We start from the raw sequence: 12,103 nt of genomic DNA on the forward strand, positions 1-12,103 counted from the left end.
GCTTGCGACGCTCAGCTTGGCGGGGCCGCATACGTTGACGGACACATTGGGAATTTCGTCCACCCACAATCGTTCAATGTCATTCCGAGGGCCCGACGGCACATGTGATGTTTGATCAGCCAACACTGGACACGAACGAAGCCCCCGCCTATCTCGCGTTGGCCGACGAACTGATTCGACACGATACGACGAGCAGCCGTTCGAATCTCGGCCTGATCGAAGCGATCCGAGACCGCCTTCGAGCCCATCACATAGAAACGCTGCTGGTCTATGACAGGGCCAAACAGAAAGCCAATCTGTTCGCGACGGTGCCGGCCTTTACCGGGGAACAGAATGGCGGCGTCGTGCTGTCCGGGCACACCGATGTCGTTCCCGTAACCGGTCAGAACTGGTCAAGCGATCCCTTTGATCCAATCATCCGCGGCGAGCGACTCTACGGCCGCGGCTCGTGCGACATGAAAGGCTTTATCGCAGTGACGCTCGGCCTGTTGACCGATATCCGGCTGCACCGGCTACGCGAGCCTCTTCATTTCGCCTTCTCCTTTGACGAGGAGGTCGGTTGCCTTGGTGCGCCCCTGCTTCTGGCTGAACTTGCGCAACGGGGCATCAGGCCGGCTGGCTGCATCGTCGGCGAGCCGACCAGCATGCGCCCCGTGGTCGCCCATAAGGGCAACAACGCCTACCGGTGCTGCGTAAAGGGCGTAGCCGCCCATTCGTCGCGTACGCCAAGCGGCGTCAACGCGATCGAATACGCCGCGCGCCTGATCTGCCGGATCCGCGATACCGCTGATGCCCTGCGCCGCAACGGCCCGTTCGATCGCGCATTCGACGTACCGTATTCCACGGCGCAAACCGGCCTGATCAAGGGCGGCAACGCAATCAACACGATTCCCGACGATTGCGAATTCTTCTTCGAATACCGCAATCTGCCCTCCGAAGATCCGGAACTGTTCTTTGAACAGATTGCGCGCTACGCGCGCGAGGAACTCGAGCCACAGATGCGCGAAGTCTCCGATGCCGCGGCGATCTCATTTGAAAAGGTCAGCACGACGTTGTCGCTCGACAGCGCTGAGCAAGCCGCCATCACCAGACTGGTACGCACGCTGTGCAATGACTTCGAAACCCGCAAGGTGACTTACGGCACCGAAGCCGGCCTGTTCTCGCAAGCGGGAATTCCCACGGTCATTTGCGGCCCGGGCAGCATCGACGACGCGCACAAGGCCGACGAATCCGTCGAACTTTCGCAGCTGGCCGAATGCGACCAGTTCCTGCGGCGCGTACTCGCCACGCTCACGGCGCCCTGAGTCTTATCGCCATCAGAGGCCATGAACGAGGATCGACTCCAGGTCGTCGTTCTCTTCCTCCGGGCCGTGCAATCGCAACGTTGCCTCGATATGCTCGAGATGCTCGTCCATGATTTTCTGCGCCAGCTTCGCGTTGCCCGCTTCCACTGCGTCGATCAGGCGCGCGTGTTCGTCGTGCAGACACGCCTGCGCGGTAGGCGCGTTATAAAGCAGGATCGTCAGGCACGTGAGCATCTGCAACCCGCGCATGGTGCGCTCGATGAAGCGGTTACCCGACACCTGCGCGAGCATTACGTGGAATTCGCCTGAAAGCCGTACCGTGGTGCGCCGGTCATCGCGCCTACGGGCCTCGTCCTCCTGTGCCACATGCGCGCGCAAACGCGCCAAGTCCTTCTTCGTGGCGCAACGGCATACCTTTTCGATAATCGGCAATTCGATCTGACGGCGCGCCTCGAACAACTCGCGCGCCTCCTCTACCGTCGGGCTCGCAACAAAAGCGCCGCGATTCGGCACGATGGTCACGACGAGTTCGTGCGCCAGTTGCTGCAATACCGACCGCACGGTAGTCCGACTCACGTTGAAAATGGCGGCGAGCCGGTCTTCCGAGAGCTTCGTGCCGGGCTGCAGACGATGCTCCGAAATCGCATTCATCAAGCGCTCGTAAATCACGTGGCGATGGGCGCCGTCGAAGGAGCCGGCCACTTCGTTTTCGGCTGTCTTCGCCCTCTTCTTATTGGTCGGCATGAAAGGGTCCCGGTAATGAGTTGAATCACGAAAAAGGCAACATGCGCGATGCAATGCACCGATTGCACCTCCTCGCCACTGCGATAGATTATCGCCCATATTGCACACAAATTATGCGACAGATTGTATTTCAATTGCGAGCGACAGTTGGACGATTGTGTGTACCACGCCTTCAAATCTCGTACCAATTTGGTATAGACGCATGATGCCCAGTCACTGTGCCCTGCGCAACATGAAGGTGCAGAAACGGCCAGCCGGCTACATTGTGGTGCGTCAATTCGAACACACTTTCAGAAAAAATTGTGTACAACTTCTTATATGTTCAAAGAACAATATTCAAAATATCCTGTAAACAAAGCGATGCGCCAAAGCGCACACGGAGCGCCGCTCGCTGGCACGGTCTTCGCTAACCGTCATCAAACCCTTGCGTGCGGCAAGCCATCTGTCCACGCGATTCCCCTGACGCCTGAAATCCCGTCATGCGAAAACTGCTCCTGGCGCACGGCAGTGCGCTTTCCAATCTCGCGTTGTTCGTCGCGGTCGATACCGGCCTGTTCGAGCGCCAAGGCCTGCAGGTCGAAGCGCCGCCGCTGGCACATTTCAGTTCCACTGCGGCACTACTGAGAGGCGGTGGGGCTGAACTCGGCACAACCGGCTTTACACAGGCGCTGGTCGATCATGACCGGCCCGATCCGCTGCGCATTGTCGGCGGCAGCGGCAAGCTCGGTATGGCGCTCGTGGGGCGGCCAGGCCTGTCGATGAACGAGCTGCGCGGCCAGCGTGCCGGAACCTTCGCCGACGATCCAATGGAGGTTCTGCTGCACGACGCGCTGCGGATGCACGGCATGGACCCCACGCAGATCGAACGCATACTGTACCCGTCACTAGCCGGCGCAGTCGCCGATCTGATGAGCGGTCGACTCGCGGCGCTCACCTTGATCGAACCGTGGATTTCCCGCCTTCGTCTGCGCGGCTTCGAGGTGCTTTGCGACGGCCTGCAGGCATGGGGAGACGACTATCCCGACACCTTGCTCGTCGCCCGCAAGAGCTTTCTCGACGCGCATCCCGAGATCGTCCGCGCGGCCTTACGCGCGATGCTCGACGCCCAGGAAGCGATCACGAAAAATCCCCGCTCAGCCCTGAGCGCCAGCGCGTACCGCTACCCCGAATTCACGCTCGACGAGCTGCTCGCAGGGATCGCTGCGCAACCGCCGATCATTGATATTCGCCCGCTTCGCGAGTGCATCCTCGCGCGTGCCCGGTCGCTGGAGGCGCTCGGACGAATGCGGGTATCAGGCTCGATCGGAGAGATTTTCAGCTTCGACCTGCTGGAACAAACGCTCGCGCAATCGCCTGCGGAAACTTTCACATCCTCATCTGCCGTTCAACCTCTCTAAGGACCACGCGATGTTCAGGAAATTTGTTCAGCAAGACCCGAATGGTTACCCGTTGACCGAACTCGGCAGCACGCGACGCGAATTTCTGATGCGCGGCGCGTGTCTGGCCGGCGCCGCGGCGTTGGGCGCAGCCTATCTTCCACAGGCTATGGCGGCCGGCCCGCTGACCCTCAAGGCGACACACGGCACGGGGCTCTGCAATTGTCCGTTCTTTCTCGTAAAGGAACGCAACCTCGCGCTAGGCGTCGCGCTCGACTTCGTAACCACCCCGTCCAATGCGGACATCGCGGCGCTCTTCGGCGCGGGGGTCGTGGACGTCTCCGTGGTGCCGTACACCAACTTCATGACGCTCTACGATGCCGGCGCGCCGATAAAGATCGTCGCGGGCTCAGGCGTGCAAGGCTGTGTGATCGTTGCGCAGCCGGGCATCACCTCGGCGGCCCAACTGCGCGGCAAGACCATCGGCACGTTCCAGGCCGATACGCTGGAGATGCTGCCCTACGATTACCTGAAGAAGTCCGGCATGAGCTTCGCCGACGTCAAGGTGCGCTACTTCGGCACGTCACCGGAGCTGGCGCAGGCGTTCATCGCCGGGAATGTCGATGCAATGTGCCACATCGAGCCTTACGCGACGCAGGCATTGAAAGCGAAGCCGGGGTCCGTGCAGCTTTCGAACGGTGTGGACGTCTACGGCGCGAACTACTCCGACTGCGTTCTCGCGGTGCGCAGCAAGCTCCTGCAAGAAAACCGCGACGCGGTGAAGGCGCTGATCAAGGCGATGATGACCGCGCAGCATCAGGAAGAACTGGACCGTGCCTCGGCCGTCAAGGACACCGTCGGCAAGTACTTCAAAACCAGCTACGACGCCACGCTCGACGCGGCCGCGAAACAGCCCGCGATGATCGATCAGCGCGGCAACCAGAATTTCATCCTGCAGAGGGCGCAGAATCTGAAGGACCTGCGCTACATCAAGCGACTTCCCGGGCCTGACATGTTCGACTGGGGTCCGCTCAATGAGGTAATCAAGGAGAACACCGATCTCTATGGCCAGCTCAAGCTGAAATCCGCATGAAGGCCGATCCGACGACCCTTCTCGCGCACCGACACAGGGTGCGCCCGGTGGCGACCAGCCGGCAGCGCGCCGGTCTCGTCCGGCGACTCGTGCCGCTCGGCTGGGGCGTCGCCTCGCTGGCGTGCTTCATCGCCGCGTGGGAACTGGCGTGGGCCGCGGGTTGGGCCGACCCGCTTCTGCTGCCGCCGCCGCACATCTTCCTGCGCAACTTCGCGTCGCAGGCGCAGTACTTCATCCCGACCGACGTGATTGGCGAGACGTCCAACGCGACCGCGCTGAAGTCGCTTGCCATGACCATCGCGGCAACGACATTACGGGTGCTGAGCGGTCTCGTGCTGGGTTTCGTGTGCAGCGTGGCGATGGGCGTCGCGATCCGCTACTTCCGGTTGTTCGGCAATCTGACGTTGCCGACGATCACGTTGCTGGCGCCCATCTCGCCGATTGCATGGCTGCCGGTCGCGATCTTCCTGTTCGGGATCGGCAATGCGCCAGCCGTTTTCATGGTCTTCATTTCGCTCTTTTTCGTCATGACCGTCTCGACGATCAGCCAGATCGACAACGTCAGCCGTACCCACCTCAACGTCGCCGCCGTGATGGGCGCGACGCGCGCGCAGACGTTCCGCCATGTGATTCTGCCGGCCATCTTGCCGTCGCTCTTCATGGTGCTGCGCATGAATCTGTTCGGCGCGTGGATGGTCGTGCTGGTGGCGGAAGCGACAGGCGTCGGCAGCGGGCTCGGTCAGGTCGTCATGCTCGCGCGCAATACCTTCAACTCGAGCCTGTCGTTCTTCACGATGACGCTGATCGGCGTCACCGGCTTCGCCTTCGACGTTGCGCTGAGAATCGTCCAGCGCAAAGTGCTGTTCTGGGTACCAACTAACGGCCTGGGGAAATGATATGAGCCAGAAGGAATCCGCTTGCGCGCAACCGCCGCTCGTCACCTGCAAGGGCGTCGGCAAGACATGGCCGACAGACGGCGCTCCTTTCGTCGCCTTGCGTGATATCGACCTGAATATCGCTCGTCGCGAATTCGTCGTGTTCCTCGGCCCAAGCGGCTGCGGCAAAAGTACCCTGCTCTATCTCATCGCGGGACTGGAACAGGTATCCAGCGGCCGCATCGTGTGCGGCGGCGCCGAGGTGAGCGGACCGGGCACGGACCGTGGACTCGTCTTCCAGGACGCCTCGCTCTTTCCGTGGCTGAGCGTGAGCGAAAACATCACCTTCGGCCTGAAAATGCAGCACATGCCAAAGGAAAACCGGCGGCGTGTCGCGGCGGAAATTCTCGAGCGTGTAGGCTTGTCCGAAGCCATCGACAAACGGCCCGACCAGCTCTCGGGCGGCATGCGCCAGCGTGTTGCAGTTGGGCGTGCACTCGCGCTGAAACCCGAGATACTGCTGCTCGACGAGCCATTCGCCGCGCTGGACGTGCAAACGCGCGCAAAGATGCAGGACTTCCTGATCCAGGTCTGGCAGCAAAGCAGCGTCTCGATGGTGTTCGTCACTCACCACATCGACGAAGCCATCGCGCTAGCCGACCGCATCGTCGTATTTACGGCGCGCCCAGGATGCATCAAAACCATCATTCCAGTCGAGCTGCCTCGTCCGCGCGACACGCGCAGCCGCGCGTTTCACGATCTCAGCGTCCACCTGACCGATCTGATGCGCGATGAAGTCGATCGCGCCTTCGCCGAGCAGGAGCGGGTCCGATGAATTCGTCGGTAACCCTGAGCACACTTCGGGTCGCGGCCCTGCAATTGCCCCCCTGCACGACCGACCTTGCCAGCAACGAGGCCGTCGCTTTCGAAGCCGTGCGCGCCGCCACAGCTGACGGCGCTCAGTTGATCGTCTTGCCGGAGCTTTCCATGGTGCCGTATTTCGCGAGCGCGCCGGGCGGGCAATATCGTGACTGGGCTCAGCCCGCCGACGGTCCCCTCGCCGCGCGCTGCGCTGCGCTGACCCGGGAGATTGGCATCGCGCTGTTCGTCCCGTTCTACGAAATCGATCGGGCGAGTGGCCGGTATCACAACGCCGTGCTCGGCTTCGATGCGCACGGCAAGCCGCTACGCGCCGGTCCGGTTGCGCGCAAGCTTCACCTGCCTGTCGGCGACGACCCGCCGCCCGGCTACGACGAAGCCGCGCACTTCACGCCTGGCGACGCACTGCACGTCGTGCAGGTAGGCGCATGGCGCATCGGCGTACTAGTCTGCTACGACCGACGCTTTCCGGAATGCTGGCGCGCGTTGCGTGCGGCCGGTGCGGATCTCGTTATCGTGCCTGTCGCGGGCAGCGGTGGCGACGACATGGATTTCTTTGTCGGGGAGCTACGCACGCACGCACGGGAAAATGGGCTGGCCGTCGTTTGCGCCAACAAGATAGGCGACGAATATCTCGATGGCGTATGCATCGACAACTATGGCGAGTCGTGTGTGATCGCTGCCGACGGTGCGGTACTCGCCCGCCGGCCTGGCAATGAAGGGCCTGGCATCGTCAGCGCGACGCTTGTGCATGCAGAGATTGCGGCGACCCGCGAAAAGCTGTCTTACTTCGACCATCGGCGTGTCGATCTGTACAACACACCATCGTTCTGAAACTCTCCTCTATTCAGGCAAAACAACCATGTCAGAAACATTGATTGTCGCTGGGTGGATCGTCAAAGGTGTCGACGACCGGCACACCGCGAACATCATCCGCGACGGCGCGTTGTATCAGCGTGACGGCGTGATCGTCGAGATTGGCGATGCGCGGGAACTGATCGCCAGGTATCCGGATGTGCCGCGCATCGGCTCAGCCGATACGGTATTGATGCCCGGCTTCGTCAACAGTCACCATCATGTGGGCCTGACGCCGCTGCAACTCGGCTCTGCGGACCACGCCCTGGAACTTTGGTTTGCGAGCCGGATGGGCGCTCGCGAGATCGATCTCTATCTCGACACGCTCTATTCAGCGTTCGAAATGATCGCTTCCGGCATTACTACCGTGCAGCACATTCACGGCTGGCGGCCAGGGCCGTTGTCGGCGATTCATGAAGCGGCTTCGCGGGTTCTGAAGGCGTATCAGGACATCGGTATGCGCGCGTCGTACAGCTTCGCCGTGCGCGAGCAGAACCTGCTCGTCTACGAAGCCGACGAAGATTTCGTCAAACGCTTGCCGCCCGACATCGGACCTAAGCTCGCCGCGCATCTAAAAGCGCAGCAAGTTCCTCTGGCCGACCATCTCCAGCTATTCGACATGCTCGTCCAGGATAACGAAGGCCAATCACTCACCAGGATTCAGCTTGCACCAGCGAACCTGCACTGGTGCGGCGATGACACGCTGCTCGCCATCAAGGAACGCGCCGACCAAGCCGGTGTACCGATGCACATGCACTTGCTGGAAACCGCGTACCAGAAGGAATACGCGCGCCGCCGGACCGGTAAGACAGCCGTCGCGCACCTGAACGATCTCGGGCTGCTCGGTCCGTCGTTGACCCTCGGCCATGGTGTGTGGCTGACAGAAGAAGACATTGAAATGGTCGCGCACACCGGAACTTGCATCTGCCACAACTGCAGTTCGAATCTGCGTTTGCGAAGCGGCGTGGCGCCGTTGAATGCGTTTGCCAAGTATGGCGTCACGGTAGGTATGGGTCTGGACGAAGCCGGTATCAACGAGGACCGCGACATGTTGCAGGAGATGCGCCTCGCACTGCGCGTACATCGCACGCCGGGAATGGACGACGACGTTCCGACTTGCCCGCAGATACTGAAAATGGCCACCGAAGACGGCGGTCGCACCACCCCGTTCGGCGACCAGATCGGACGCCTCGAAGCCGGACGCCTGGCCGATCTCGTGCTGATGAACTGGAAGACGGCCACGTATCCCTATCAGGACGACAACATTCCGATGTTGGATGCACTCTTGCAGCGCGCCAAAGCCAATGCCATCGATACGGTGATGATCGCCGGCGAGGTCGTATATAACGAGGGGCGCTTCACGCGCGTGGATCGTGATGCGATCCTGCGCGAGATCGAGCAGATGCTCGCGAAACCGCGAGTCTCGCAGGATCAGGCTAAGCGTGAATTGGGTTCCGCGGTATTTCCCTACGTGAAGGCGTTCTATAGCGACTATTTTGCGCAGACGCCCAGGCGAGAGCCCTTCTACGCGCCATCGTCTCGAAGCTGACTATGTCGTGGCGGTCGACTATATCGTCGCCAATGCCGCCGCCAGGCGGCAGCGGCGGAAAAAACACCCCAGTGACCTCTGCGCGCGCGAAGCGATACAGCCCAACCAGGTGATTCTGCACTCGGATAACGGTGACCCGATGAAAGGCGCGAGACGATGCTCGCTACCCTCCAGGCGCTGGGTGTCCTGCCGTCGTTGAGTCGCCCCGGCGTGCGCAACGACAACCCATATTCGAAGTCTCTGTTCAAAACCCTGCGCTCGTGATCGAACAAGGAGCGTGCGTTGGAATGAGAGAACACGGTGGGCGCAATAGCGCTGTGTCGAGCACATCGAGGCTCGTGCGAGTTCCGCAATGCCTCAGGTCGATCCGCATCCCCGTTGCATCCATCCTTTCGACGAGACGCCGGCCCAGCGCGCTCAATCTCGCGTTGCGCACTTCATGGCAGCCGTTGGGGAACGGATTGGCCTCGTTGTACGCGAGGATCGCGCGGTCGATGCCTGCCGCGAGAAAGGCATCGACCAGATTCAGACTGCCGCTGAGCGGCGTGGCCGTCTGGAAATGGAACGAGACCGACATCTTCCGCGCCGCGTGGGCGGTCTCGATCGCATCCTGCCCGCTGGCTACGACGAGCCAGTCCTGACATGCGTTGATCACGCTTCGTAGGTAGCAGAGTCGCTCCTGGGCCAGCGCCATCGAATCGCGGCCGGCTGTGACTGTGATCGAGATATGGTCGATGCCCGCGTCGCGAAATCGCTTGAGTTGCGTCGGAAGCTCCGCGTTTGCCGGAAGGAAGACGTCGGTCCAGGGCAGCAGGCCATCTCAGACCGGTGTGTCGTCCAGCCAGGGACGCTCGGCGCGCCAGTCGGGCTTCACGTGGGCGACCGTCACGCGTCCTCCAGTGCGAAGCGCACCTTGTCTCCGAGCGTGCGCAACCGCTCGACCGGTTCGTTCGCGAACACAAAACGGACGTACTGATCGCCGTGTGCGACTCCCCATCCGGCCATAGCCGTCGCACATACGCCGCGGCTCAGCAACCGCTCCGACATCTGCGATCCGGTCAGGCTGAAGTCGGAGACGCGCAGCAGCATCGACCAGCCGCCCGCCGGCATGCCGAACGGTAGTCCCGACAGTTCGGCGGCGATCGTGTCCCGGCGCTTCTCGAGTTCGCTCACGTAGCCAGGCAGATCGGATGCGGAATGTTCAAGCGCGACGGCCGCAGCTTCCTGGGCAATGCCGACCGGTACCACGACATTGGCGAGCGACACTGCCACAAGATCGGGAATCAGCCATTCCGGCGCGACGATCCAGCCTACCCGCCAGCCAATCATACGCAGCTCTTTCGACGCTGCGCCGACCGTGACCGTACGCTCTGCCATGCCGGGCAGGCCGGCGGGATGGATGACCGTGCGTCCATCGAAGAGCAGCCGCTCCATCGCACTGTCGAGGATCAGCAGCAGATCGTTCTTCACACATAGGCTTGCGATCAGTTGCCAGTCAGAAGAGTCGAAGAAACCGCCCGACGGCATTGAGGGAGACATGAGCAGCATGGCCCGTGTTTTCGGACCGATTGCCGCCCGCAGCGCGGCTTGGTCCAGCTTCCATTCGCCGCCTGGCGTGAAGTCGAACGGCACTTGCCGGGGTATGCCGCCCGCAAGGCGGACGCGGTTGAGCAGACCCGCGTACGTCGGATCGGTGACGATGACTTCGTCACCCGTCTCGACGGTGGCGAGCAGCGCGTTCAAAATGCCAGAGAGTCCGCCCGCCGAAACCACCACCTGGTCGGCCGTAAAGCGCTGCCCCGAAAGCGCCGACACGTGGGCGGCAGCACTCGCGCGTAGCCGATCCTGACCGACGAATGGCAAATAGGAGTTGGCCGAGTCCCGCTGGATTGCCTCTCGGGTGAAGGCGAGCGCCTCTATAGTGGGTGGGATGTCGGTATCGAGATTTTCGAGTCGCAAAAGGTCGACGTCGGCATGATCGGCGATCGAACCCATGCGATCGACGCCGATGCCGGCGATGTGTTGCAGACGGACAGGACGGTAGTGGCGCATCGAAGCTCCAGTTTTGTTACAATTTAATAGATAATAGATAAATGATGATCGGAATGAATTTTGAAGTCAAGAAAGATCGCTCGCTGGCCGATCGGATTGCCGTCGCATTGGCGGACCGCATCATCTCGGGCGTCATTGCGCCGGGAGAGTGGCTGCGCCAGGACCACATCGCCGCAGAATTTGGCGCGAGTCATGTGCCGGTACGCGAGGCGTTCAGACGGCTGGAAGCGCAGGGGTTGGCAGTGGTGGAACCGCGACGAGGCGTGCGGGCGGCGCCGCTTGAGCCGGCGGACGTACTCGAAATGGCAAAGATGCGCGCCGCTTTCGAGGCGCTGGCGCTGCGTGAGGCGATCCCCGCTCTCGACGCAGGTGCTCTGGAGGAACTCGATGCGATCCTCGATCAGGAGTCGGCAGCGCGCGGCGTAGCCGTGCTCGGCACGCTGAACCTAAGGTTTCATCGCGCATTGACAGCGCGATGTGGGATGCCGCGACTCGTCGACGCAATCAGCGACATGCATCGGACCAGCTCCCGGCATCTGTACGCGACGTGGCAGCAACTTAACTGGCAGGACCGCTCGAACGACGAGCACCGAAACATCGTCCGGGCGATACGCGACAGCGATGTGGAAGCAGCGTGCGCGGCCCTGTCCGCGCACATTCTGTCTGCGGGCGACGCACTAGCTCATGCGTTGCGGTGCCGGTAGGAGCCTCGAGTCGAGGCGGTGCACATGATTAGAGCAGCAATGTGAGGGCTTCATCAAAAAGCATCTCTAGGTTCGCGATGGTCGGCAGTTGCCGGCAGACTGGCAAATTAAACGTCGGTAACAACTTGAAAAGAGACGTTTGAACGGTAGATGGTCGAGTGGCAGAGAAGGGTCCGGTCCAACGCGAGATGGGCGACCTGCGGGTTCACGCGTGCGAGACAACGGGCAAGGTTCGTCGGCCATTCTCGGCCGCTCCGTATCGTCGATGCCACGACCTTCAGGCGGCGTTTAGACTTAGGTAAGAGACATCCACAGCGTTATAGGCACGCATCCAGAACGGAGCGGCTCGCGGAGGCCGCCCATCTGAGTCTCCGGCAGTTCGGACGAGCATTCCGGCGTGAGACCGGCGAGACACCGGTCGAGCGACTGCGTGTCGAAGCGGCCCGGACTCGATTGCAGGCGGGATCTGAGCCGATCGAACTGATCGCCGAAGCGGTGGGTTTCGGCGATCCTGAACGGATGCGGCGTGCGTTCGTGCAGGTCCACGGGATGCCGCCTCAGGCCATCCGTCGTGCCAAACAGCACGGCGAAACGCAGCGTGTTCGCTCATGATCGGAACAGACCGGACCCGATCTAAGCCGGGTCTGCTTACTTTCTGAAGCCGAATTTTTC

Annotated in this window: 11 protein-coding genes and 1 pseudogene; 9 read left to right on the top strand and 3 right to left on the bottom strand. The window is 61.7% G+C overall.

Going from position 1 to position 12,103, the window contains the following annotated elements; all coding sequences use genetic code 11:
• Positions 1–107 precede the first annotated feature (107 nt).
• Positions 108–1,304, top strand: coding sequence for an acetylornithine deacetylase (gene argE / locus C7411_RS23435; RefSeq protein WP_110386439.1), 1,197 nt, complete (start codon positions 108–110; stop codon positions 1,302–1,304).
• Positions 1,305–1,316: 12 nt separating this feature from the next.
• Here the strand turns inward: argE and C7411_RS23440 are convergent, their stop codons facing one another.
• On the bottom strand, positions 1,317–2,048 hold the full coding sequence (locus C7411_RS23440) for a GntR family transcriptional regulator (RefSeq protein WP_110386440.1): 732 nt from the start codon (positions 2,046–2,048) through the stop codon (positions 1,317–1,319).
• A gap of 479 nt (positions 2,049–2,527) precedes the next feature.
• Between C7411_RS23440 and C7411_RS23445 the strand changes: the two genes are divergently transcribed.
• The 6 genes from C7411_RS23445 to C7411_RS23470 are packed head-to-tail and all read left to right on the top strand — an operon-like array spanning position 2,528 to position 8,675.
• Positions 2,528–3,445, top strand: coding sequence for an ABC transporter substrate-binding protein (locus C7411_RS23445; RefSeq protein ID WP_110386441.1), 918 nt, complete (start codon positions 2,528–2,530; stop codon positions 3,443–3,445).
• Positions 3,446–3,455: 10 nt separating this feature from the next.
• Positions 3,456–4,517, top strand: coding sequence for an ABC transporter substrate-binding protein (locus C7411_RS23450; RefSeq protein ID WP_207786561.1), 1,062 nt, complete (start codon positions 3,456–3,458; stop codon positions 4,515–4,517).
• A complete protein-coding gene (locus C7411_RS23455) occupies positions 4,514–5,413 on the top strand; it encodes an ABC transporter permease (protein ID WP_110386442.1) in 900 nt (299 codons plus the stop codon). Before C7411_RS23450 ends, C7411_RS23455 begins: the two co-directional genes overlap by 4 nt.
• 1 nt (position 5,414) lies before the next feature.
• Complete coding sequence (locus tag C7411_RS23460; RefSeq protein ID WP_110386443.1) at positions 5,415–6,227, top strand: ABC transporter ATP-binding protein; 813 nt, start codon at positions 5,415–5,417, stop codon at positions 6,225–6,227.
• On the top strand, positions 6,224–7,105 hold the full coding sequence (locus C7411_RS23465) for a carbon-nitrogen hydrolase family protein (protein ID WP_110386444.1): 882 nt from the start codon (positions 6,224–6,226) through the stop codon (positions 7,103–7,105). The genes C7411_RS23460 and C7411_RS23465 overlap by 4 nt, the downstream gene beginning before the upstream one ends.
• A 28-nt stretch (positions 7,106–7,133) precedes the next feature.
• A complete protein-coding gene (locus tag C7411_RS23470) occupies positions 7,134–8,675 on the top strand; it encodes an amidohydrolase family protein (protein ID WP_110386445.1) in 1,542 nt (513 codons plus the stop codon).
• Positions 8,676–8,919: 244 nt separating this feature from the next.
• Here C7411_RS23470 and C7411_RS23480 read toward each other — a convergent pair whose 3' ends face one another.
• Both C7411_RS23480 and C7411_RS23485 read right to left on the bottom strand, forming a co-directional pair.
• The gene (locus tag C7411_RS23480; protein WP_110386446.1) at positions 8,920–9,489 is read right to left on the bottom strand and encodes a membrane dipeptidase; all 570 of its coding nucleotides are present in this window, start codon (positions 9,487–9,489) and stop codon (positions 8,920–8,922) included.
• 71 nt (positions 9,490–9,560) lie between these two features.
• Positions 9,561–10,727: a pyridoxal phosphate-dependent aminotransferase gene (locus C7411_RS23485; protein ID WP_110386447.1), complete on the bottom strand. Its 1,167-nt coding sequence runs from the start codon at positions 10,725–10,727 to the stop codon at positions 9,561–9,563.
• Between the two features lie 53 nt (positions 10,728–10,780).
• Between C7411_RS23485 and C7411_RS23490 the strand changes: the two genes are divergently transcribed.
• Together C7411_RS23490 and C7411_RS23495 are read left to right on the top strand one after the other, a co-directional pair.
• Complete coding sequence (locus C7411_RS23490) at positions 10,781–11,431, top strand: GntR family transcriptional regulator (RefSeq protein ID WP_110857938.1); 651 nt, start codon at positions 10,781–10,783, stop codon at positions 11,429–11,431.
• 333 nt (positions 11,432–11,764) lie between these two features.
• Positions 11,765–12,043: pseudogene (locus C7411_RS23495) on the top strand (helix-turn-helix domain-containing protein); the annotation flags it as partial.
• Positions 12,044–12,103 lie beyond the last annotated feature (60 nt).

Source organism: Paraburkholderia silvatlantica, from assembly GCF_003096715.1.
GTDB lineage: Bacteria > Pseudomonadota > Gammaproteobacteria > Burkholderiales > Burkholderiaceae > Paraburkholderia > Paraburkholderia silvatlantica.

What these genes read in the sequence shown, in the direction of transcription:
- C7411_RS23470 (WP_110386445.1), top strand. Translation starts at nt 7,134, where the DNA reads ATGTCAGAAACATTGATTGTCGCTGGGTGGATCGTCAAAGGTGTCGAC.
- argE (WP_110386439.1), top strand. Translation starts at nt 108, where the DNA reads ATGTTTGATCAGCCAACACTGGACACGAACGAAGCCCCCGCCTATCTC.
- C7411_RS23485 (WP_110386447.1), bottom strand. Translation starts at nt 10,727, where the DNA reads ATGCGCCACTACCGTCCTGTCCGTCTGCAACACATCGCCGGCATCGGC.
- C7411_RS23440 (WP_110386440.1), bottom strand. Translation starts at nt 2,048, where the DNA reads ATGCCGACCAATAAGAAGAGGGCGAAGACAGCCGAAAACGAAGTGGCC.
- C7411_RS23455 (WP_110386442.1), top strand. Translation starts at nt 4,514, where the DNA reads ATGAAGGCCGATCCGACGACCCTTCTCGCGCACCGACACAGGGTGCGC.
- C7411_RS23490 (WP_110857938.1), top strand. Translation starts at nt 10,781, where the DNA reads ATGAATTTTGAAGTCAAGAAAGATCGCTCGCTGGCCGATCGGATTGCC.
- C7411_RS23445 (WP_110386441.1), top strand. Translation starts at nt 2,528, where the DNA reads ATGCGAAAACTGCTCCTGGCGCACGGCAGTGCGCTTTCCAATCTCGCG.
- C7411_RS23450 (WP_207786561.1), top strand. Translation starts at nt 3,456, where the DNA reads ATGTTCAGGAAATTTGTTCAGCAAGACCCGAATGGTTACCCGTTGACC.
- C7411_RS23465 (WP_110386444.1), top strand. Translation starts at nt 6,224, where the DNA reads ATGAATTCGTCGGTAACCCTGAGCACACTTCGGGTCGCGGCCCTGCAA.
- C7411_RS23460 (WP_110386443.1), top strand. Translation starts at nt 5,415, where the DNA reads ATGAGCCAGAAGGAATCCGCTTGCGCGCAACCGCCGCTCGTCACCTGC.